Annotated in this window: 24 protein-coding genes; 10 read left to right on the forward strand and 14 right to left on the reverse strand. The window is 68.2% G+C overall.

Annotated features, from left to right (window positions below; translation table 11 throughout):
• Nucleotides 1-28: 28 nt before the first annotated feature.
• From QFZ42_RS14940 to QFZ42_RS14950, 3 genes are read left to right on the forward strand one after another with little or no spacing between them, the layout of a single operon-like run.
• A complete protein-coding gene (locus tag QFZ42_RS14940) occupies nt 29-277 on the forward strand; it encodes a hypothetical protein (protein ID WP_307701704.1) in 249 nt (82 codons plus the stop codon).
• A gap of 19 nt (nt 278-296) precedes the next feature.
• Nucleotides 297-527: a hypothetical protein gene (locus tag QFZ42_RS14945; RefSeq protein WP_307701705.1), complete on the forward strand. Its 231-nt coding sequence runs from the start codon at nt 297-299 to the stop codon at nt 525-527.
• Nucleotides 524-778: a hypothetical protein gene (locus QFZ42_RS14950; protein ID WP_307701706.1), complete on the forward strand. Its 255-nt coding sequence runs from the start codon at nt 524-526 to the stop codon at nt 776-778. Before QFZ42_RS14945 ends, QFZ42_RS14950 begins: the two co-directional genes overlap by 4 nt.
• A 71-nt stretch (nt 779-849) precedes the next feature.
• Here the strand turns inward: QFZ42_RS14950 and QFZ42_RS14955 are convergent, their stop codons facing one another.
• Entirely contained in the window at nt 850-1,134 is a 285-nt protein-coding gene (locus QFZ42_RS14955; protein ID WP_307701707.1) for a hypothetical protein, read from the reverse strand.
• Between the two features lie 156 nt (nt 1,135-1,290).
• Here QFZ42_RS14955 and QFZ42_RS14960 point away from each other — a divergent pair, with 156 nt between their 5' ends.
• On the forward strand, nt 1,291-1,884 hold the full coding sequence (locus QFZ42_RS14960) for a DUF4142 domain-containing protein (protein WP_307701708.1): 594 nt from the start codon (nt 1,291-1,293) through the stop codon (nt 1,882-1,884).
• 37 nt (nt 1,885-1,921) lie between these two features.
• Here QFZ42_RS14960 and QFZ42_RS14965 read toward each other — a convergent pair whose 3' ends face one another.
• The 10 genes from QFZ42_RS14965 to QFZ42_RS15010 are packed head-to-tail and all read right to left on the reverse strand — an operon-like array spanning nt 1,922 to nt 12,060.
• Nucleotides 1,922-2,482, reverse strand: coding sequence for a DUF1003 domain-containing protein (locus tag QFZ42_RS14965; protein WP_307701709.1), 561 nt, complete (start codon nt 2,480-2,482; stop codon nt 1,922-1,924).
• A complete protein-coding gene (locus tag QFZ42_RS14970; protein ID WP_307701710.1) occupies nt 2,469-3,290 on the reverse strand; it encodes a TIGR04290 family methyltransferase in 822 nt (273 codons plus the stop codon). The genes QFZ42_RS14965 and QFZ42_RS14970 overlap by 14 nt, the downstream gene beginning before the upstream one ends.
• A gap of 18 nt (nt 3,291-3,308) precedes the next feature.
• Nucleotides 3,309-4,406, reverse strand: coding sequence for a CgeB family protein (locus tag QFZ42_RS14975; RefSeq protein ID WP_307701711.1), 1,098 nt, complete (start codon nt 4,404-4,406; stop codon nt 3,309-3,311).
• Nucleotides 4,403-5,500, reverse strand: coding sequence for a CgeB family protein (locus QFZ42_RS14980; RefSeq protein WP_307701712.1), 1,098 nt, complete (start codon nt 5,498-5,500; stop codon nt 4,403-4,405). The genes QFZ42_RS14975 and QFZ42_RS14980 overlap by 4 nt, the downstream gene beginning before the upstream one ends.
• An 8-nt stretch (nt 5,501-5,508) precedes the next feature.
• On the reverse strand, nt 5,509-6,630 hold the full coding sequence (locus QFZ42_RS14985; protein WP_307701713.1) for a CgeB family protein: 1,122 nt from the start codon (nt 6,628-6,630) through the stop codon (nt 5,509-5,511).
• Nucleotides 6,618-7,811: a glycosyltransferase family 4 protein gene (locus QFZ42_RS14990; protein ID WP_307701714.1), complete on the reverse strand. Its 1,194-nt coding sequence runs from the start codon at nt 7,809-7,811 to the stop codon at nt 6,618-6,620. Before QFZ42_RS14990 ends, QFZ42_RS14985 begins: the two co-directional genes overlap by 13 nt.
• Nucleotides 7,801-8,844 (reverse strand): Gfo/Idh/MocA family protein, encoded by a 1,044-nt coding sequence (locus QFZ42_RS14995; protein ID WP_307701715.1) that lies wholly within the window; start codon nt 8,842-8,844, stop codon nt 7,801-7,803. The genes QFZ42_RS14990 and QFZ42_RS14995 overlap by 11 nt, the downstream gene beginning before the upstream one ends.
• 14 nt (nt 8,845-8,858) lie before the next feature.
• Nucleotides 8,859-9,812, reverse strand: a complete 954-nt coding sequence (locus QFZ42_RS15000) for an MDR/zinc-dependent alcohol dehydrogenase-like family protein (RefSeq protein ID WP_307701716.1) — start codon at nt 9,810-9,812, stop codon at nt 8,859-8,861.
• 2 nt (nt 9,813-9,814) lie between these two features.
• Nucleotides 9,815-10,945: an NAD-dependent epimerase/dehydratase family protein gene (locus QFZ42_RS15005; RefSeq protein ID WP_307701717.1), complete on the reverse strand. Its 1,131-nt coding sequence runs from the start codon at nt 10,943-10,945 to the stop codon at nt 9,815-9,817.
• Complete coding sequence (locus QFZ42_RS15010) at nt 10,942-12,060, reverse strand: NAD-dependent epimerase/dehydratase family protein (RefSeq protein WP_307701718.1); 1,119 nt, start codon at nt 12,058-12,060, stop codon at nt 10,942-10,944. The genes QFZ42_RS15005 and QFZ42_RS15010 overlap by 4 nt, the downstream gene beginning before the upstream one ends.
• A 297-nt stretch (nt 12,061-12,357) precedes the next feature.
• Here QFZ42_RS15010 and QFZ42_RS15015 point away from each other — a divergent pair, with 297 nt between their 5' ends.
• On the forward strand, nt 12,358-13,509 hold the full coding sequence (locus QFZ42_RS15015; protein ID WP_307701719.1) for an inositol-3-phosphate synthase: 1,152 nt from the start codon (nt 12,358-12,360) through the stop codon (nt 13,507-13,509).
• Nucleotides 13,506-14,462 (forward strand): beta-xylosidase, encoded by a 957-nt coding sequence (locus QFZ42_RS15020; RefSeq protein WP_307701720.1) that lies wholly within the window; start codon nt 13,506-13,508, stop codon nt 14,460-14,462. Before QFZ42_RS15015 ends, QFZ42_RS15020 begins: the two co-directional genes overlap by 4 nt.
• On the opposite strand, the gene QFZ42_RS15025 is transcribed toward QFZ42_RS15020, so the two are convergent.
• Both QFZ42_RS15025 and QFZ42_RS15030 read right to left on the reverse strand, forming a co-directional pair.
• Nucleotides 14,381-15,433: a UDP-glucuronic acid decarboxylase family protein gene (locus QFZ42_RS15025; RefSeq protein ID WP_307701721.1), complete on the reverse strand. Its 1,053-nt coding sequence runs from the start codon at nt 15,431-15,433 to the stop codon at nt 14,381-14,383. The genes QFZ42_RS15020 and QFZ42_RS15025 overlap by 82 nt on opposite strands.
• 28 nt (nt 15,434-15,461) lie before the next feature.
• On the reverse strand, nt 15,462-16,847 hold the full coding sequence (locus tag QFZ42_RS15030; RefSeq protein ID WP_307701722.1) for a UDP-glucose dehydrogenase family protein: 1,386 nt from the start codon (nt 16,845-16,847) through the stop codon (nt 15,462-15,464).
• A 234-nt stretch (nt 16,848-17,081) separates the two neighbouring features.
• Here QFZ42_RS15030 and QFZ42_RS15035 point away from each other — a divergent pair, with 234 nt between their 5' ends.
• Genes QFZ42_RS15035 through QFZ42_RS15045 form a run of 3 tightly spaced genes read left to right on the forward strand, consistent with a single transcriptional unit; the run spans nt 17,082 to nt 19,400 of the window.
• Nucleotides 17,082-17,615 (forward strand): protein-tyrosine phosphatase family protein, encoded by a 534-nt coding sequence (locus QFZ42_RS15035; RefSeq protein WP_307701723.1) that lies wholly within the window; start codon nt 17,082-17,084, stop codon nt 17,613-17,615.
• Complete coding sequence (locus QFZ42_RS15040; protein WP_307701724.1) at nt 17,615-19,189, forward strand: hypothetical protein; 1,575 nt, start codon at nt 17,615-17,617, stop codon at nt 19,187-19,189. Before QFZ42_RS15035 ends, QFZ42_RS15040 begins: the two co-directional genes overlap by 1 nt.
• The gene (locus QFZ42_RS15045) at nt 19,095-19,400 is read left to right on the forward strand and encodes a hypothetical protein (RefSeq protein ID WP_307701725.1); all 306 of its coding nucleotides are present in this window, start codon (nt 19,095-19,097) and stop codon (nt 19,398-19,400) included. The genes QFZ42_RS15040 and QFZ42_RS15045 overlap by 95 nt, the downstream gene beginning before the upstream one ends.
• 89 nt (nt 19,401-19,489) lie before the next feature.
• Here QFZ42_RS15045 and QFZ42_RS15050 read toward each other — a convergent pair whose 3' ends face one another.
• The gene (locus QFZ42_RS15050) at nt 19,490-19,774 is read right to left on the reverse strand and encodes a hypothetical protein (RefSeq protein WP_307701726.1); all 285 of its coding nucleotides are present in this window, start codon (nt 19,772-19,774) and stop codon (nt 19,490-19,492) included.
• Between the two features lie 325 nt (nt 19,775-20,099).
• Here QFZ42_RS15050 and QFZ42_RS15055 point away from each other — a divergent pair, with 325 nt between their 5' ends.
• Entirely contained in the window at nt 20,100-21,005 is a 906-nt protein-coding gene (locus QFZ42_RS15055) for a ZIP family metal transporter (RefSeq protein ID WP_373423341.1), read from the forward strand.
• Nucleotides 21,006-21,040 lie beyond the last annotated feature (35 nt).

The following is a 21,040-nucleotide window of genomic DNA, read 5'->3' on the forward strand; positions in this document are numbered from 1 at the left end:
GTCGGCGCCATCGGCACAAGGAGACACCATGTCCATCGAATTCCTGCGAGCGCTCTCGAAGTGCACCCCTCCTCTGACACTGACCCGTCCACAGGACGTCGACAACCTCCTGGTGCTGCGGGCCGCGGGCCTGGTCGTGGCCCTGACGCTCAAGCCCGGCACCGGCGGGCGCGAGGTGGCCCGCTTTCTCGCACTGACGCCCGACGGCCGCAGCGCTCTCGGCTTGGCGGACGGCGAAGCTCAACGCTCTGGCGGCGCAGAAGCCGCGATGCAGTAAAGGACATAAGGACATCGGCATGTCTTACCGCTATCTTGCAAGGCTGGCCCGCCTGCGCCTTCCCGTCTTCGTGGCACGGCCCTCCAAGGTGCGCGTGCTGCGGCAGCTCGCGGCAACCGGGCATGTCGACGCCCGCTTCTATCCGCCCGATTCCTGCGCGGAGCAGTTCGGCGAAGTGCGGGCGCTGACGCCCGCCGGCTGGCGCGCGGTTCGCAATGTCGACCCATCCGAATCGGAGCACCCGCAATGAACGAAGCGCAACGCCACATCTTCCTCTACAGGGGCTGGCGCTTCGCCTATGGCGCCCGCCGCATGGCCACGGGCGTGTACCGCCCCGAAGTGGTCTGCCTCGGCCAGCAACCGGGCGCGGAGGAAACGATGCTGCCCGACGACACCGACGAGATCGCCTACGCCACGGAGGCAGAGGCGCTTCGGCATGCGCAGCAGCAAGCCATGCGCTGGGTGCACGACCGCACGGGCGACGGCCAGGGGCAGCTCTGAAATGCGCACCCGGCGCAGCGTGGAAACGCTTGCCGCAAAAGATGCCTGGACAGCGCGGCGCGGGCAGCCAGTCAGCGCCGCCCGGCAGGAAGGGCCATTGCACTGCGCATCATGCAGGCGGCGCGGCCTTCGGCCGTGATCGCCGTGACGATCGCGCGTTCGATTCTTCGCTCGCCCGTGCGCAGCACGACCGTCGGCTCGGTCGACGCCTGGAGCAGCGACGCGCTTCGCAGCGCAAGAATCCTGTGGATGTCGTCGGGCTCCGAGCACACCACGGGCATCTGCCGGCGGCAGAGGAATTCGAGCAGTTCATAGCACTCGCTGGCATGGCCCGCACGTGGCTGCGATCTTTTCATGAGAGGACACCCGAGCGTTGAAGGGAAGGAAGCAGAGCCTCGTGCGCAGCAAGCGGCATGCCTGCATCCGCGCAGGCACGCGCGTTGCCACGCAGGAAGCGGAGCCCCCGCTCTACCGGGCGGGCCTGAAAACACCATCGTTCAAGGAGAACATCGATGACCATTCAACGCACTGCATTCCGGCTCGGCGCTGCCGCGATGGCCGCCTGCGCACTCACGGCGGGTCTTCCTGCCGCGGCCCAGAGCGCCAACTCCCGCGGCGAGCAGGCCACCGGCACGCGAAGCGCGGCCGGCAAGTCGGACCCCGCAGGCAAGCCCTCCAAGGCGGACCAGCGCATGATGAGAGACATCGCGCAAGCCAACATCGCGGAAATAGAAACCGGAAAGCTGGCACAGGAAAAGGCGTCGAAGGACGAGGTGAAGCAGTTCGGCAAGACCATGGTCGACGACCACAGCAAGGCCTTGAGCGAACTGCAGGAAATCGCCTCGAAGAAAGGCGTGGAGCTGCCGACCGAACCCGACGCGAAGCACAAGGGCACCGCTACCGCGCTGAAGGCCCTGAGCGGCGAGACCTTCGACAAGCAGTACATGTCGATGGCGGGCCTTTCCGACCACAAGAAGACGCACGAGATGCTGGAGAAGGTGCAGCGCAACGCGGCCGACCCGGACCTGAAAGCCTATGCGGCCAAGACGCTGCCCGTGGTTCACGGCCACCTGACCACCGCGCAGCAGGTCATCGGCAAGAAGTAAGAAAGAAAGACAAGTGCGGCCCCGCTGTAGGGCCGCCCTACCCGTCCGGCTGCCCGGGTTCTTTCGACGGATGCTCGATGCGGTCGAGCACCCGGTCCGGCGAAACGTTCTCGCGGAGTTCGTCGAGCTCCGGGTCGTGCGCAGCCGGAATTTCCATGCGCTTGGCGATCTCCGCGACCAGCGTCATGATCTTCGTGATCTCGTGCTCGCCCAGAAGACTGATCTGAAGATCGAGGTCGGCGCGCTGGTCCGCAAGCGCGGCCATGCGGTTCTGGCTGATCATCACGAAGGTCGAGATGAAGATGGCCTCGACCGACGCGACCATGGCCAGCACCACGAAGGTCGGATCGAAGGCGCGCACCATGGGCACCCACCCGAGGTTGACCACGATCCATCCGCCGTAGATCAAGAGGTGCAGGTACACGAACCTCATGCTGCCCGCGAAACGGGTAATGGCGTCGGCCATCCTGTCCTGCAGTCCGGTGGAAATCTTCTGCTGCTGGCGCCGTCTTACCAGCGCGGCAATGTTGCGGTCGACGACAGCCGCAACGGGCGGCTCGTCGCTCCGGCCGGGTGGGCGCGATTCAGCCGCCGCCACGGATCACTCCCGTGGCCGACTCGTACTGCGAACCATAGAGGGCGCGCGCGCCCTGCGCCCGCGCGTCGGGCACGCACAGGTAGATCTCGTGGCCCGGCCGGGCTTCGATGCGCAGGCCGCTGGAGCGCAGCATGGCCTCCACGCCGGCATGGTTGGGCGCCCACCAGTTGGTCGGGTCGTTGGCCAGCCGGTGCTCGATGAAGGCCATTCGCGGCCAGCCGCTTTCGAGCAGCGGCATGCGGTTGTCGATGCTGCAGTCGGCCGTGTCGGTGTAGACGGAGTCTCCCGGCATGGTGAGCGTCTGGAACATCATGATGCGGCGTGTCCGCGCAGCCAGCAGGTCGAGCGCGAGCAGCGGATAGCGCAGGTGATAGAAAACGCCCATGAACCAGACCAGATCGAAGCTTTCGTCGGAGCGCGCCAGGTCGTACACCTGCATTTCGCGAAACTCCACTTGCGACGCCATCCCCAGCTGTCCGGCGGCCCACCGGGCCTGCGCGAGATAGTGCGCATCGACATCGATGCCCAGCACCGAGGCGCCGCGCCGCGCGAGCTCGAAGCTGTAGAAGCCGGCGTTGCAGCCCACGTCGAGTACGCGCCATCCGCGGAGGTCTTCGGGAACGAAAGGCTTGATCTCCTGCCACTTGAAGTTCGGGAAGTCGCCGCCTAGAAAATGATGGGGCAGCGTCTGCACGCCGCCCGGCAGGTGCAGATTGTGGAACCACGGACCCAGCGCCTCGATCTGCTGGCGAACGGAACCCTGTTCCTGGTTGGCGGCGAGCGCGGCGGCCGACTTTGGGTTATGCATGGGCATGCCTCCTCCTGTTCATGCGGGTTCCCGCGCTTGCAGCAGCGTGCGCGCGTAGCCCTCGAGTTCTGCGGCCCGATGGGCTGCGGTGTGCTCCGACAGAATGCGCCGGCGCGCGCGCTCTCCCACGGCCCGGCGCTCTTCGTCCGGCAGGTCGCGCAAGAGCCGCAGCACCTCGCCGGGAGAATCGGCGAGAAAGATCTCTTCGCTCGGCACGAGCAGCGACTCGATGCCGTCCCAGCGGTCACTGATGATCGGGGTGCCGCATGCGGCCGCCTCGAAGATGCGCACGCTGGGCGACCAGCCGGCCTGGATCATGTCGGCGCGGGTCACGTTGAGCGTGAAGCGCTGCCGGTTGTAGAAGGCGCGGTGCTGCGCGGGCGGCAAATGCGCGATGTAGCGCACGTTCGGCGGCCACTCGATGCCCTGCGGATACTGCGCTCCGGCCACGTCGAAGCGGCCCTCGGGCCACTGCCGCGCGGGCGAAAGCAGCAGGGCTTCGAGCGTCGGCTGCCGGTCGTCGCTGTAGGTGCCCATGTAGCCGAGGTCGCAGTCCTGCGCCACGGGCTCGGGGTAATACAGCTCGGGATCGACCGAGCAGTAGAGCTTGCGCGCCGCGGGCGAGCCGAATTCGCGTTCCAGCCGGCCGAGCGTGGGGCCGCCGGTGAAGGACAGGTACATGTCGTAGCCCGCGATCTGCCGCGCCTCGAGGTAGCTGGTGCCCCCGCGTGCCAGCGCGGCCAGCGTCACCGGCGTATCGATGTCGTAGAAGGCCGTGCGGCCCGGCGCTTCGGACTGCACCCAGTCGCCGACCGCGACACCGTCGGGCACGAACGAGCCGACGATCACCAGGTCGGCCTCGCCGATCTGCGCCGCATGGTCGCGCTGCAGGCCGGGCAGGTCGGCATATAGCGCGGTGCGTCCGAAAGGAGGATGGGGCAGGTCGCGATGCTCTGCATACCAGGGCACGTCGCGTTCGAGAAACAGCACGTCATGCCCGCGCCGCACGAGTTCGCGCACGAGGCCGCGGTACGTGGTGGCGTGGCCGTTGCCCCACGACGAGGTGATCGAAAGCCCGAGGATGACGATCTTGAGCGGCGCATCGTGGCTCTTCATGCCAGCACCTCCAGCGCCTGCACGGCATCGCGGCCCTCGAGCAGCGCCTCCAGTTGCGCCGCGCGGTGCGCATAGGTGTGCTCCGCCAGCACGCGCCGGCAGGCTGCCTCGCCGATGCGGCGTGCCGCCACGGCATCGAGCTGGCGCACATGGGCTGCGACGCCATCGCCATCGGCTGCCACCAGCACTTCCTTTCCGGGTTCGAGAAAGAGCTCGATGCCTTCCCACGCATCGGTGATCAGGCAGGCGGCCGAGCCGGCCGCCTCGAACACGCGAGTGGCCGGCGAGAAGCCGTAGCGCGCCATGCTGTCGCGGCTCACATTCAGCACGGCCATCGGTGTGCGGTTGAACGCGTTGTGGTCGGCGGTGTAGACATGGCCCACATTGCGGACGTTGGACGGCATGGGCTTGTCGTCCCAGCCGCTGCCGCCCAGCAGGAAGCGCCGCTCGGGCAACAGGCTCGCGGCGCGAAGAAAGAACTCCTCCACGCGCGCCTCGCGGTCGGGCAAGCGGTTGCCGAGGAAGCCCAGGTCAGCCTCGAAGCGCGGATCGGGGCCGACCGGATGGTGCGTGGACGGATCGAGCGCGTTGTAGATCGGAATGCAGTCGCGCGCGCCGGCGCGGCGATAAGCCTGCACCACGGGATCGCCGCCGCCGTAGGTCAGCACCATGTCGTAGCGCGGCACCAGCGCATGAAAAGGGTCCGAGGCATCGGCCTGCAGCCGGTCGAGCGTGGCGGGTGCATCGACATCCCAGAACACGACGCGCGTGCCCGGGCCTTGCAGATCGAGCACGGCCTCTTCGAGCAGCGCATCGAACACGCCGACGCCGCTGGCCTTGACCACCAGGTCGGCGCCGCGCGCATGCTCGACCATGCGGCGCGCGTTGGCATCGCCCTCGCCGGGGTAGACGATGACCTCCGCCCAATCGGGGTCGTCCATGTCGCGGTGCTTTTGCCGGCCGAAGGCATCGGGCTCGTAGAAGCGCACGCGGTGGCCGCGCTCGTGCAGTGCGCGAACCATGCCGCGGTAATAGGTGGCGGCACCGTTCCAGTAGGCGGACACCAGGCTGGAGGCAAAAAAGGCGATGTTCATTTTTTTCTTCATGCAGGAATGCTCCGGAGATGAGAGGGCTCGCCTTCGAGTTCGGCGTGAATGGCGAGCAGTTCGTCGACGCGGTGGGCGCAGGTGTGACGCGCGAGCACGGTTTCCAGGCCCTGTTCGCGCAATGCGCGCGCCAGGTCCTTGTCGTGCAGCACGTCGCGCAGGTGGCGCCGCATGGCCGCGCCATCCGGTGCCACCAGGAAATCGCGGCCCGGCGTGAACAGGCTTTCGGCATCGTTCCACGGCGCGGAGACCAGCGGAATGCCGCAGGCCAGCGCCTCGAACACGCGAATGGTCGGAATACCCGGCAGCGCCTCGACGTAGGGCCTGCGCGGCACGTGCACCGTGACGCGATGGCGTGCGAAGACGCGCGGTGCGCGGTAGTTGGGCAGCCAGCCGCCGAAATGGATTCGGGCCGCGCGAAGACGATCCAGTGCCCGGTCGGGGTAGCGCACACCATGCACCCGCGCCTTCAGGCGCAGATCGCGCACGGGGCCGAGCAGGAATTCGTCGAGCTCGGCCTCGCGTTCGTCGTCGCCCCAGTTGCCGATCCAGACCAGGTCGCCCTCTTCCACCTCGTCCGGTATCGGATGAAAGTGCCGCGCGTCGGCGGCTTCATGCCAGGTCCAGGCGCGGCGCGCCCAGCCCTTCTTGCGGTACAGGTCGCGAATCACGTTGCCGAAGGCCAGCACGCCGTCGTAGTGCGAGAGGTCGTAGCCGGCCATGCTTTTCTCGTCGGTCACCGAGCGGTGGTGCGTGTCGTGAAAGAACAGCCGGTAGCGCCCCCCATCGCGCCGGTGGAGGCCGATGCGGCGCACCAGTGCGTGGTCGTTCCATTCGTGCACCAGCACCACGTCCGCGCCTTCCAGCGCCTCGTCGAGATCGAGCGTGGCGGGGTCGCAGGCGGTGCTGTGAAGCTCCGGGTACACGCGCGCGAATTCTTCGAGCGGTGCCTTGCCGTGCTCGGCCTCGAGGTTGGTTCGGCTCCATGCGCCGAGCGGCTCATACACCGCAAGCTCATGGCCGCGCGCGAGCAGTTCGCTGCAGATGCCGCGCAGGAAATGAGCGTTGCCGTGGTTCCAGTCGGAAACGAGCGAATGGCAGAACATCACGAAGCGCATGCGGGCTCCTTGGCTTTCCTTCGAGTCCGCCTGGCGCCCGCCGTGCGCGGCGCCGCGGGCGCGAGCAAACGGGCGTAGGCCGACAGGTAGGCATCCACCATGCGCGCCGGCGTGAAATGCCGCGCGCGCTCCCATGCCTTCAGCGCCATCTGCTGCCGCAAGGGCGGGTCGTCGATCAACCGCATCAGTGCGGCGTGCAAGGCCTCGTGGTCCTCGGGCTGCACATACAGCGCGGCATCGCCCCAGACCTCGCGCAGGCTGGGCACGTCGCCCAGCACCAGCGCGCACTGCGACAGCGCAGCCTCCAGCGCCGTGAGCCCGAACGGCTCGTAGCGCGCAGGCAAGGCATAGATCGATGCGCGCGAGAACTGCGCCGCCAGCGCATCGGGCGCCAGTTCGCCGAGCCACAGCACGCCGGGCGCTTGAATGCCGCACTCGCCGGCGCCGGGCGGTGAGGCAGATCCGGCCACGCACACGGGCCAGAGCAACCGCGTGGCGACGGCCTGCAGCGCCGCCAGGTTCTTGGCCGCGTCCCACAGCCGCCCGGCCGAGAGAACGACCGGCTCCTTGTCGCCCGGAACGAACATCGCGGGGCTGCGGCCGTTGGGGAGCACGAGGCCTCCCTCGATGTAGCCGTAGTCGAGGGCCAGCGACGACAGCATGGCTTCCGTCGGTGCGCCGACAACGTCGGCGCCGTCCAGCCCCTGCCGCACGGCCTTCCGGTAGGTGTCCCAACCCGCCGGCGCGAGCTGGCGATGCACCGCGCGCCACCAGGACGCCACGCACGAATGCGCGACCACGAGCTTCGGCGCGGCGAACGGCAGTGCGCCGAACGCGAACTGGTTCAGGTGAACGACGTCGGGCTGCACGGCGCGCTCGAGCCCCAGAAGCCAATCGCCTGCGCGCCGCACGTCGTCCCATGGCTCGTTCATCCACTCGAGGCGCCAATCGCTCTCGTGCAGTTGCAGACCAGGGAGCGATGCGGCCTGCGCGCGCTGCACCGGCGTGAGCGGCGCGCCCATGGTGGCCAGCGAGACACGCACGCCCCCCTCGCCGAGCCCGGCCGCAAGCTCCAGGGCGTGGCTCCAGACGCCGCCGACGGTGTCGGTTGTCATCAGCACGTGCTGCGGCACATGGGGTGGCGCGCGCTCTGGCGTGTGGGGCAGCGCGTCAGCGTTCATAGATCGCATCCAGTACCGCTGCAACTTCCACCAGGCGCTCGATCTCGGGATCGAAGGCGCCGCCGTTCGCGAGAGCGCGGGCCCAGTGCACGGCGGCGCGGCCACCCCAATCGTCGGGCGGCGAAGCGAGCGGCATTGCGCGCGTGCCGTCGAAGCGCTCAGCGACGAAATCGTAGAACGAGCCGCCCACGTTGCGAAACGAGGCGCCGCCGCGCGTGCCGTGAAAGCTGGCCTCGATGACGGCGTCCCGGCCGGCCGGCAGGTTCCAGGAGCACGCGAGCCGCACCACGCAGCCGCCCGCGAGGTCGATCTGCGCCACCGCATGGTCTTCGACCACGGCCGACGGCAGCGCGAGACGCCGGCCGCCCGCATGCAGGCGGCTCGATACCGCCTCGACGCGCGGAAAGCCCAGCGTCCACAGCGCCAGGTCGACCATGTGAATGCCGAGGTCGATCACGCAGCCGCCACCGGAAAGCACCGGATCGCGAAACCACGGCTTGTCGGGTCCGTAGGCGTTGTGGAACACGAGGTCGATGGCATAGACGTCGCCGATGTCCCCGGCCGAGACGAGCTCGCGAATGCGCTGCATGCCTGCCGTGCGCCGGTACGACAGGTCGACGCCCAGCAACCGGTTGGCGCGCCGCGCCGCATCGATCACGCCACGGGTCTCCTCGGTGGTGCGCGCCAGCGGCTTCTGGCAGAACACCGCCATGCCGCGCGCAAGCGCCGCTTCGGCCTGCCGGGCATGAAGCGCGCTCGGCGTGGCGATCACGAGGCCGTCGAGCTCGTGTTCGAGCAGCGCATCGAGCGAATGTAAGCTGGCCGCGCCGGGCGCCAGCGCGCATGCGGCTTCGCGTGCGTCGTCATGCGCATCGGCGATGGCGGCAATCTCCGCCGCGCCATCCTTTGCAATGGCTTCCATGCGGTTCCTGCCGATCCATCCGACGCCGAGGAAGCCCAGCCGCGGTTTGCGAAGCGCGCTGGCCAGCGCAGCCCCGGCGCCGGACGCCGGGCCGGGGTCCAGCGCGTTCATGGCGTGCGCCGCCCTCACGTGGTCACCACCGCTTTCAGGAACCCGTCGGGCCGCGTGCGCGTGAGCTCGAGCGCCTCGCCCAGCCGGTCGAGCGGCAGGCGGTGGGTGAAGAGCGGTTCCGCGTCGAGCACGCCCGCCGCCATCATGTCGACGGCTTCGCGAATGCCCTGCACGTACATGCGCGGGTCGCGCTCGTGCGCGTTGATCACGTCGATGCCGCGCCAGTTCCACATCTGCATGTTGACCTGGCGCGTTCCGTCCTGGTGGTAGCCCGCGACGACGAGGCGGCCGCGCTCGCCGGTGAGCTCGCCCGCAAGGTCGAGCGGCCACTGCAGGCCGACCGCCTCGATGGTGCGCTCGCACATCTGCTCGCCGGTGAGGCGCTTGACCTCGTCGAGGATGCGCCAGTGGTCGTCCATCGCGAGGGTGTGCTCGGCGCCGGCTTCGCGCGCCACTTCGAGTGCGAAGGGCCGGCGCGAGATGGCGATGACCCGTGCACCCGCCCGCGCGGCGAGCCGCGTGAGGATGGCACCCAGAAACCCGATGCCGACGATGGCCACGGTCTGGCCGGCCTGGATGTCGCTGCGCCGGAAGATGTTGACCGCGCAGCCCAGCGGCTCGCCGGGCATGGCCACATCGGCGAGCGAGGCCGGCAACGGCACCACCGCGCCCGCATCGGCCACGTCGTACTCGGCATGCGCGCGGTAAGTGAGCGCGGCCACGCGGTCGCCGATGGCCAGGCCTTCGACGCCCTCGCCCACCGCGGCCACGCGGCCCCAGCCTTCGTGCCCCGGCGCGCCCGCGGGCTGCGGGTATTCGAACCACGAGCGGCCCTCCCACAGCGGCAGGCTGGAGGCGCAGACGCCCGAGCCCTCCAGCTTCAGCAGCACCTGCCCGGCGGCCGGCTCGGGCGTTTCCACCCGCCGCACGACCGCCTGTCCCGGCGAAGCAATGACGCTTGCGAACATGCTCACCTCCCGGCCGCTGCCAGCACGACGCCGCGCTGTGCGGCCTTGCGGACGGAGGCCGGCTGGGCGCGCATCTCGCGCAGCCACTGGTGCAGGCGCTCGATGCCGTGCCGCGCATCGACGGCCGGCCGCCAGCCGGTGGCCGCCTCGAAGCGGCGCGTGTCCGAGACGTAGTAACGCTGGTCGCCGGTGCGCCAGTCTTCGTACGTGGTCTCGGGGCGCTTGCCGTCGAGCGCTTCGATCTGGTCGAGCAGGTCGAGCAGGCTGATCACGTTGCGCGGGCCGCCGCCGATGTTGAAGGCGCCGCCCGCGAGCTTGCCGATATGGCGCTGCGCCAGCACGAAGGCGTCGACAAGGTCGTCGACGAACAGGATGTCGCGCACCTGCTTGCCGTCGCCGAACAGGGTAATCGGCTCGCGGTCGAGCGCGCGCAACAGGAAGTGCGCCACCCAGCCCTGGTCTTCGGTGCCGAACTGGCGCTGGCCGTAGATGCAGCTCATGCGGAAGACGACGGTCTTCAGGCCGTAGCTGCGCGCATAGTCGTGCACGTACTGGTCGGCCGTTCCCTTGGAGCAGCCGTAGGGGCTGTGGAAGTCGAGCGGCCGCGCTTCCGAGATGCCGTGGCTCGCAATGTCCGGCGCCACCGGTTCGTAGCGCTGGCCCTCAAGCTTGAGCTCGACGTCTTCGAGGCCGCCATAGACCTTGTTGGTCGAGGTCATCAGCACCGACGGCGGCACCGGCTGCGCGCGGGCCGCCTCGAGCACGTTGAGCGTGCCCAGTGCGTTGACCGAAAAATCCTCGCGCGGATCGACCAGGCTGGTGGTGACCGCCACCTGCGCCGCGAAGTGAAAGACATGGTCGGCTCGTGCCACCGCGCGCTCCACCGCGGCGGCATCGCGAACGTCCGCCACCATCACGTCGAGCCGGGTCGGGTGGTTCTGCCGAAGCCACTCGAGATTGCGCTCCACGCCGGGCCGCGAGAGGTTGTCGAACACCAGCACGCACCGCCCGTCGGACAGCAGCCGGTGGGCGAGGTTGGCTCCGACGAAGCCCGCGCCACCCGTGATGAGCGTGACCCGATCCTTGCCGTTGAGCGCGCGCCGGGGAGTGAGTACGGGGTCCCGGCTGTTCATATGGCCAACCCGCGGGCGGAAAGCTCGGCGCTCGCCTGCGCCACGCGGTCGACGGCCGCTTGCCCTTCGAGCCAGGCCGCGAGTTCGGCCAGGCCGTCATCCAGGCTCACGCGGGGCGAATAGCCCAGGACCCGGCGCGCCTTGGATATGTCCGCGTAGCAATGTCGTATGTCGCCGACGCGGTACTTGCCGGTGATCTCGGGCGCGAGGCTTTCCTTGCCCACGGCCTCGGCCACGCGCTGCGCGATGTCGCGCACGCTGTAGGCTTCGCCGCTGCCGATGTTGAACACTTCGCCGGCGGCCGCCGGCATTTCGAGCGCGAGCCGCGAGGCACGCGCAATGTCGTACACGCTCACGAAGTCGCGCTGCTGGTGGCCGTCTTCGAAGATCTTCGGCGGGCTGTCGTTGAGCAGGCGCGAGGCAAAGATCGCGAGCACGCCGGTGTAGGGGTTCGACAGCGCCTGGCGCGGGCCGTAGGCGTTGAAGAAACGCAGCGCGGCGGTCGGAATGTTGTACGCGCGGCCGATCATCAGGCACATGCGCTCCTGGTCGAACTTGGACAGCGCATACACCGATGCGAGCGCGGGCGCCTTGTCTTCGGGCGTGGGTGCGGGCACCAACGCCAGGCCGTCCTCGTCGCGCCACTCCCAGTCGCCGCGCCGCAGCTGCTCGAGCGTGCGCTCCTGCACCGTGCGGAGTTCGCCCCCCGCGGTGCGGTAGAGGCCTTCGCCGTACAGGCTCATGCTGGACGCGACGATCAATTTCTTCACCGGCTTCTCGATCAGCGCTTCGAGCAGAACCGCAGTGCCGAGGTTGTTGATGCGCGTGTAGTGCGCCACCTCGTACATGCTCTGGCCCACGCCCACCGCCGACGCGAAGTGGTAGACCGCATCCACGCCCTTGAGCGCACTGCGCACCGCTGCCGGGTCGCACACATCGCCGACGACAAGTTCCACATCGGCCTCGAGGTAGTCCGGCCTGCGCCCACTGTCGCCGTGCACCTGAGGCGCAAGGTTGTCGAGAACGCGAACGCGATAACCGTGGGAGAGAAGCTCGTCTGCAAGATGCGAGCCGATGAAACCGGCGCCGCCGGTGATGAGAATGTGCTGCGACATGAAACCCCTTTTTGTTTGAGTCGCCGGCGAAGCGTCGAGAAAAGGAAAATCGTTTTCCAACGCCCTGGCGAAGCTCGAAATTCGTCGAAAAATTGCCGCCTTCATGTGCGAAGGTACTTACCTGTGTGTAGGCGCGCTGCCCTGTTACGCCACTGCTGAGTTGGTGATGTGCATCGCGGGTGTTTCGGGCGCGCGCAGGGCCTCAAACGAGCGTAGATTGCCAAGCAACAAAGCTTTGGCTTCGGTTCATCACGCCCGCCGCGCGCTCGTGCGGCGGCACTCGCAAAAGGTTTTCACATGAGCAAGGTACGTGTCGCGATCGTCGGTGTGGGCAACTGCGCCTCCTCGCTGGTGCAGGGTGTCCACTTCTACGGCAACACCCAGGGCGCCGACTTCATTCCCGGTCTGATGCATCTCGACCTGGCGGGCTACCGCCCGTCGGACATCGAGTTCAGCGCGGCCTTCGACGTGCATGCGCGCAAGGTCGGCCGCGACCTGGGAGAAGCCATCTACGAGGCACCCAACAACACCATCCGCTTCGCCGATGTGCCCAAGCTCGGCGTACCCGTGCACCGCGGACCCACGCACGACGGCATCGGCACCTACCTGAAGGACGTGGTGCCACTTGCACCCGGCAGGGCGCAGAACGTGGCGAAGATCCTCAAGGAGACGAAGACCGACGTGGTGGTCTCTTACCTGCCGGTGGGCTCCGAGAAGGCCACCCAGTGGTACGCAGAGCAGGTGCTGGAGGCCGGCTGCGCCTTCGTCAACTGCGTGCCGGTGTTCATCGCCTCGCGGCCGGAATGGGAGCGGCGCTTTGCCGAGCGCGGCCTGCCGATCATCGGCGACGACATCAAGTCGCAGGTGGGCGCCACCATCGTGCATCGCATCCTGACCGACCTGTTCAGGAAGCGCGGCGTTCGGCTGGACCGCACCTACCAACTCAACTTCGGCGGCAACACCGACTTCCTCAACATGCTCGAACGCGAGCGCCTGCTCTCGAAGAAGATCTCGAAGACGCAGGCCGTCACGAGCCAGCTCGGGCACCCCATGAAGGGTTCCGACGTGCACGTGGGGCCGAGCGACCACGTACCGTGGCTTGCCGATCGCAAGTGGTGCTACATCCGCATGGAAGGCACCACCTTCGGCAACGTGCCGCTCCAGTGCGAGGTGAAGCTCGAGGTGTGGGATTCGCCGAACTCCGCCGGCGTGGTGATCGACGCGGTGCGCTGCGCCAAGCTCGCGCTCGACCGCGGCGTGGGCGGCGCGGTGCTGGCGCCTTCGAGCTACTTCATGAAGTCGCCGCCGCAGCAGTTCACCGACGACGAGGCCCGCGAACTGGTGGAGGCGTTCATTCGCGGCGATGCCGAGGCCGCGGCGCCGCCCGAGCGCAAAGCCCATGCGCACGAACCGGCCCCGCGCCATGCGAAGAGGAGCAAGCTCGCATGATCGAAGCCGTCAAGTTCTGGAACGAACCCAACAACAAGTCGCACTGGGACCTCGAACTCGACCCCGACTGGTCGGCCTATGCGCAGATGGTCAAGCTGGCCTCGAGCGCGGTGCGCGCGGAGAACAGCACGCTCACGCAGGTGCTCGGCGGCATCTCGCCCATCGACGCGCACTTCATGGCGGGCTTGCGCGACCGCGGCGTGCTCGACGGGCTCGACGCGGTGGCGGTGCACGGCTTTCCGCTCGACTGGAACAACTGGCAGATCCACGAATGGCCGCGCCGCATCGCCGAGATCGAGGCGGTGACGCACCTGCCGGTGTGGGTGACCGAGGTCGGCGTCTCGACCTTCGGCGCCGAAGAGGTGCAGGAGTTCGGCTTGCGCCGCACGGCCGAGCTGCTGATCGGCCGCGTGCCGCGCATCTTCTGGTATTCGCTCTACGACCTGCCCCAGGCCTGGCCCGCGACCACGCGGCACCGCGAGGCCGAAGGGTCGAGCTACTACCGGCACTTTCACATGGGGCTGCTGCGTGAAGACGGCACGCCCAAGATCGCGTGCGAGCAATTCGCCAGCTACACGCCCGCGATGGGCATCTGCCAGTGGTTCCACTTCGAAGACCACCGCCTCGACGAGGCGGTGCGCTGGCTCGAACGGCTGGGCGTGCGCCATCTGCGCACGGGGCTCAGCTGGGCCGACAGCTTCCGCCCGAACGCCGAGCGATGGTTCGACCGCCAGATGCGTGCGCTGGAAGATTTCGACGTCACCCTCACCTTCTGCTTCACGCCCGAACACCGCGGCATTGCGCCGCACCACACCAGCCCGCCGCAGCAACCCGAGGAATTCGCCGAGTTCTGCGCGGGCATGGTGCGCCGCTATGCGTCGAACCGGGCGTGCACCGTCTTGCCTTTCGCGGCCGCCGGAACCACGGCGCCGTCGCGCATGCCCGCGAGCTGAGCCGGCGACAGTTCACCGGCCGAGAGCAGGCCATCGAAATACTCGATGGTCTTGCGCAGGCCCTCCTCGAGCTGCACGCTCGGCTGCCAGCCGAACATCTTCTTTGCGAGCCGGATGTCGGGCCGGCGCTGCATCGGGTCGTCCGAGGGCAGCGGCGCAAACGTCAGCTTCGACGACGAGCCCGTCAGCCGGATGACCTGCTGCGCAAGCTCGCGCACGGTGAACTCGACCGGGTTGCCGATGTTCACCGGCCCCGGGCCGCCGGCCGAAGCGTCCATGAAGCGGTTGAGCCCTTCCACCAGGTCGTCGACGAAGCAGAAGCTGCGCGTCTGCAGGCCCTCGCCGTAGATGGTGATCGGGTCACCGCGCAGCGCCTGCACGATGAAGTTCGACACCACGCGTCCGTCCCGCGGATGCATGCGCGGCCCGTAGGTATTGAAGATGCGCGCCACGCGAATGTCGACGCGGTGCTGGCGGTGGTAGTCGAAGAACAGCGTCTCGGCGCAGCGCTTGCCTTCGTCATAGCAGCTGCGAACGCCGATGGGGTTGACCTTGCCCCAATAGCTCTCCGGCTGCGGATGCACGTCGGGGTCGCCGTACACCTCGCTGGTCGACGCCTGGAGAATGCGCGCGCGCACGCGCTTCGCAAGGCCCAGCATGTTGATGGCGCCGTGAACGCTGGTCTTGGTGGTCTGCACCGGGTCGTGCTGGTAGTGCACGGGCGACGCCGGGCATGCGAGGTTGTAGATCTGGTCCACCTCCACGTACAGCGGAAAGGTCACGTCATGGCGCATCAGCTCGAAATGCGGATTGCCGAGCAGGTGCTCCACGTTGCGCCGTGTTCCGGTAAAGAAGTTGTCGGCGCACAGCACGTCGTGCCCCTGCGCCAACAGGCGCTCGCAGAGATGACTGCCCAGGAAGCCCGCGCCTCCGGTCACGAGGATGCGGCGCTGGGTGTTGTAGATACGCATGATCGAAGCTCCTGTTTTCGGTATTTGTTCAGCGCCCGATGGCCAGGTAGTCGAAGCCCTGCGAGCGGATCTCCGGGTCGTACAGATTGCGTCCGTCGAAGATCAGCGGTTGCTTCAGCGCGGTCTTCAACGCGCTGAAACTGGGGCTCTTGAACGCCTTCCAGTCCGTGAGGATGACCAGCGCATCGGCGTCTTCCACGGCCTGCATCGGGTTCTCGACGTAGCGCAAGCGGGCCACCAGCTCGGGCATGCCATCGAGGTCGCCCGCAAGAACCTTGCGCGCTTCGGCAATGGCGACCGGGTCGTGCGCGACCACCTCGGCACCGCGCACCAGCAGCGCCTTGATCACGAGGCGGCTCGGCGCTTCGCGCATGTCGTCGGTGTCGGGCTTGAAGGCCAGGCCCCAGATGCCGAAGCGGCGGCCGCGCAGGTCTTCGCCGAAGCGGCGGACGATCTTTTCGATCAGCACCAGCTTCTGCGCATCGTTCACGGCGCGCACGGCCTCCAGCACCTGCAGCCGCTGGCCATGCGTGGCGGCGGTGTGCACCAGCGCCTGCACGTCCTTGGGAAAGCAGCTGCCGCCGTAGCCCAGGCCGGCATAGAGAAAGCTGTAGCCGATGCGCGGATCGGAGCCGATGCCCCGGCGCACCTGCTCGATGTCGACACCGACCTTTTCCGCAAGGTTCGCGAGCTCGTTCATGAAGCTGATGCGCGTGGCGAGCATGGCATTGGCCGCGTACTTGGTGAACTCGGCCGCCTTCACGTCCATGTGGATCATGCGGTCGCGCTGCCGGTTGAACGGCGCATACAGGCGGGTCATCACGTCGCGCGCCTGCTGCCCGGCCTCGCCGGGTTCGGTGCCGACCACGATGCGGTCGGGCCGCATGAAGTCGTCGACGGCCGCGCCTTCCTTGAGGAACTCGGGGTTGGACACGATGGCGACCGGAAGCCCCTGCAGGCCGCTGCCGGCCGCGTGGTCGCCTTTGCTGCGCCGCTCCGAAAGCTCTTCCTCGATGGCCGCGCGCAGCTTGCCGGCGGTGCCCACGGGCACGGTCGATTTTTCGACCACCACCTTGAAGCCCTGCATGTGGCGGCCGATGCTGCGTCCGGCGGCGAGCACGTATTGCAGATCGGCGCTGCCGTCTTCACCGGGCGGCGTTCCGGCCGCGATGAAGATCAGGTCGCCGTGGTGCACGGCCCGTGCGACATCCGTCGTGAAGTGCAACCGGCCGGTGCGCACGTTGCGCTCGATGAGCTGCGGCAGCCCCTCCTCGTGGATCGGTACGCCCCCCGATTGCAGGATGTCGACCTTGCGTTCGTCGACGTCGAAGCAGACAACTTCGTTTCCGATCTCCGCCAGGCAACTGCCCGTGACGAGACCTACATAGCCGGTACCGAGGACTGAGATTTTCATGGGGGGAGCGAGTGGATGCCGATTTGCGTTGTTGATGTAAGCGTGTTGAAAAAACCTAGCAGAAATTTTTCCGGGAAGGAACAGGACAGCACCGTGGCGCGCCGTTGACTGCATTGATGAGCGCAAGTAGCGTGGCGCCACGGACTCGCGCCACAGCCGTCGGGCATGCCGGTTGCCGTGATGCTGTTGCCGCGGCCTTGCACGCGGCGGTCCGCCCCTGCCGACAATGAACGAATGACAACAACCTGGACACCCAACTTCAGCTGGATCACGCACGCGCTCGCGGTGGGCGGCAGTTTTCCGTCGGAGCGCGCCGAAGAGCTTGCGTCGGCGCACGGCATCCGGTCGGTGGTCGACCTGCGCAATGAAGCAAAGGACGACGAGGCATTGCTGCACCGGCACGGCATCACGCTGCTGCACTTGCCGACCGAGGACATGTGCGGCGTCGATGCCGCGCAGCTCGATGAAGGCGTGGCCTTTGCCGATGCCGCGCTCGACCGCGGCGAACGCGTGCTCATTCACTGCGAGCACGGCATCGGCCGCTCGGCGACGCTCGCCCTTTGCGTGATGGTGTTTCGCGGCGAGCGTCCGCTCGACGCACTCGAACAGATGAAAAGCCGCAGGGCGTTGGTGTCGCCCTCCCCCGCGCAGTTCGCCTGCTGGAGCGAATGGCTGGCGCGCCACCGCGAACTGCAGGGCACGCCGTGGGAGGTGCCCGACTTCGATGCGTTCCAGGCCATTGCCTACCGCCACCTGCGGACCGGCTGATGCTCGTCTACGGCGACGCCACGCGGCGGGAGCCTGCCGCACAAATGCTGGCGCGGCTGCGCAATCTGCTCTCGGCCGCGCAGGCCTCGCCGGCGGGCATCGGCAGGCACAGCCTGCTCGTGGACGCGCTGATCGAAGCGGGCGAACTGGTGCAGGGCCTTGCCGACGCGCGCTTCCACGCCGCCGGCCAGCGCGACGTGCGCTCGCCGGAGGTGGACGCCGCCATGGCGCTCGCAATGGCAGTGGCCAGGCTGTGCGCGAGGTCGTGGGAAACATCGTTCTCCCCCGAGCCGCCCGCGCTCGAAAGCGCCCGCCGGCAAGGCGCCCCGGAAGACGCGCTTGCCGCGTGCGAAGCCCTGCTGTCCCCGTTCGAGGAAGTCGACGTGAAGCAGCCCGAGGGATACGCCTTCTACGCGCTGTACCCCGACGGCCATTTCGTTGCTGCGAAGCGGCTGCAATGCAGGCCCTGGCGCGTGATCGGCCTGCGCAGCATCGGCACCAGCCTCTCCGCCATGGTGGCGGTGGCACTCGGCGATGCCGCGCCCCTGACGCTGAGGCCCGTCGGCCATCCTTTCGACCGCCGCCTCGCGCTGGGGAATGCCTCGCTGGCGATGCCGGCCGCGCACCACGCCATCGTCGATGAAGGGCCGGGCCTCTCGGGCTCGTCGATGGCGGGCGTGATCCGGCAGTTGCGCAATGAAGGCGTGCCGGCGGACCACATCCATCTGTTTCCCGGCCACGCGAACGGCCCCGGTGTCCGATCGGGCCCGGAGGTGCGAGCGCTGTGGGCACAGGCCGCGACGCACGTGGTCGGATTCGACGAGCTGATCTTGCGCGCGGAGAATCCCGCGCACCGGCTGCAGAGCTGGGTCGAAGCGCTGATCGGCCCGCTTCATGCGCCGCTCTCGGAGGTCACCGCCGGGGAATGGCGCCACGCGCACGATGGCACGCCTGACGAACTGCCCCCGGCCCATCCCTGGCAGGAGCGCCGCAAGTTTCTGGCAAGCGGCGGCGACGGGTGCTGGCTCGTGAAGTTCATCGGCCTCGGCCACGCCGCGCGGCAGCGCTTCGGCTGTGCCAAGGCGCTGGCGGAGGCCGGCTTCTCCCCTGCCGTTGCCGGCCTGTGCCACGGCTTCATGGTGGAGCGCTGGCACGGCGACATGGCGCCGCTCTCGCCTGCGCGCCTCGGCAATGCCGCGCTCCGCGCACGGCTGATCGAAGGCCTAGCGGACTACATCGCCTTTCGCGCGCGAAGCTTTCCCGCGCCCGGCGAAAGCGGCGCCCTCGCTGCAGGCCTTGTGCGAGATGGGCCGTCACAACAGCATCGAAGCCCTCGGCAGCGGCTTTGCGGACGCATGGAAGCGCCACCGCAGCGAGGCGGATCGGCTGCAGGGCCGGGTACGGCGCGTGAAAACGGACAACCGCATGCACGCATGGGAATGGCTGGCGAATGGCGAGCGCCTCTTGAAGACCGATGCCGTGGACCACCACGCAGGCCACGACCTGATCGGCTGCCAGGACCCGGCCTGGGACGTTGTCGGCGCCGAGGCGGAGCTCGGGCTGCACGCCGATGAATCGCATGCGCTGGTCGACGGTCTTTCGCGGCGCGGCTGCTTCATCGATGGGGAACTGCTGGGCTTCTATGCGCCGGCCTATCTCGCATTCCAGCTCGGCCACTTCCGGCTAGCGGCGCAGGACGCCCGTTCACCTACCGAGAGAAGGCGCCTCGAAGCGCACGGCGAACGCTACGCGCGCGCGCTCCGCCGCCATCTTGCGAACAGCTGACGTCCTCCTCTCCCCTTCGGGGCGCCGCCTCCCGGTAAGTTCTACCTCTCCGGCTGCAGCAAATTGTGCGGCGGAGTGGCCCGGATTCTTCAGAGCGCCGCGGCCGAGCCCGGCGCTTCGGCCTCGCGCACACGGAACGCCCAGAACGCCGTGGTGAGACGAGGCGAGGGCCGATGGCGAAAGCAACTGATGACCTTGAGGCCCAGCGGTGTCACCGCCTCCACGGTGGCGAGCGGCGTGTCGTCGACCGAATAGAAGCGAGCCCGGAGGTGGCCGGTCCGATCCAGCGACCGCAGCATCGCGATCTTTGCCGGCTCGTCGACAGTCGCGGGCAGAGCCTCGCGTGCCAGTTGCGCCAGATAGGCCATGTGCATGGTGGGCGCCTCGCTTTGATGTGAATGCAGCTTCGTCGGCAAGCCGCATGCCCGCGCGGCCGGGCTTTCGATCCGAGCCTCGATGGCGCTCCGGGACGGGTCTTGCGAACCGAAGTTTTCAAAGCAGCGGCTCGAACGCACCGCATGTAGTCTGCGCTCGCGGGCCACACGAGAAACGTTCCTACGCGAAGCGCCCGGGCGCGACTTGAATCTTCGATCGGGTGACAACAACACCGACTCGAACGCCTGATCTCTCCGTGGGTGCGAGTTTGGCGGCGGCCGTGGTGGCCGCCGCCTTTTTTGCAGGCTCATGGCCTGGCCGAAGATGACGACTCTTGATCTGCTGTTTGCGCGCGGCTCCAGAATGCGGCCGGTGCGGCGCTTGCTGGGCTTCTGCATCGTTGCGGTGGGCCTCGGCCTGCTGGCGTTCGAGGCCGCCGAGGCGATGGTGGCCGGCGATGCACGGGTGCGCGGCGCCCTGCTCGGCGGCAGCCTGGCCGCACTGGCCACGGCGCTGGGCACGCTGCCCGTGCTGCTGTCGCAGCAGTTTTCGCAGCGCAGCTACGACACCATGCTCGGCTTCGGCGCCGGCGTGATGCTCGCGGCCACATCGTTCTCGCTCGTGATTCCGGGGCTGGACGCGGCCAGGGCCCAAGGCGCCGGCGCATGGGCGGCGGGCGGCATCGTGGGCGGCGGCGTGCTGCTGGGGGCAGCCTTGCTGCTGGCCATCGACCGCCTGGTTCCCCACGAGCACTTCGTGAAGGGCCTCGAAGGGCCGAAGGCCAAGAAACTGAAACGGGTGTGGCTCTTCGTGCTGGCCATCGCACTGCACAACCTGCCCGAGGGCCTGGCCATCGGTGTGGCCTTTGCGGGCTCCGACCCGGTAGCGGCCACGGCGCTGGCCACCGGCATCTCGATTCAGGACGTGCCCGAAGGCATGGTCGTGGCGCTCGCGCTGCGAGGCGTCGGCTACGGGCGGCTCATGTCGGTCGGCCTGGGCGTGGCCTCGGGGCTGGTGGAACCGGCCATGGCGGTGCTGGGTGCCACGGTGGTCACGCTGACGGCCAGCCTGCTGCCCTGGGGCCTTGCACTGGCGGCCGGCGCGATGCTGTTCGTCATCAGCCACGAGATCATTCCCGAATCGCACCGGCAAGGGCACGAAGCCTATGCCACGGGCGGCCTGATGATCGGCTTCGTGGTGATGATGGTGCTCGACACGGCGCTGAGCTGAGATTCCGGTCTTTCGCAGAGAAGCAGAGAAGCAGA

This window comes from Variovorax paradoxus, assembly GCF_030815855.1.
In the GTDB taxonomy this organism is placed as follows: domain Bacteria; phylum Pseudomonadota; class Gammaproteobacteria; order Burkholderiales; family Burkholderiaceae_C; genus Variovorax; species Variovorax paradoxus_M.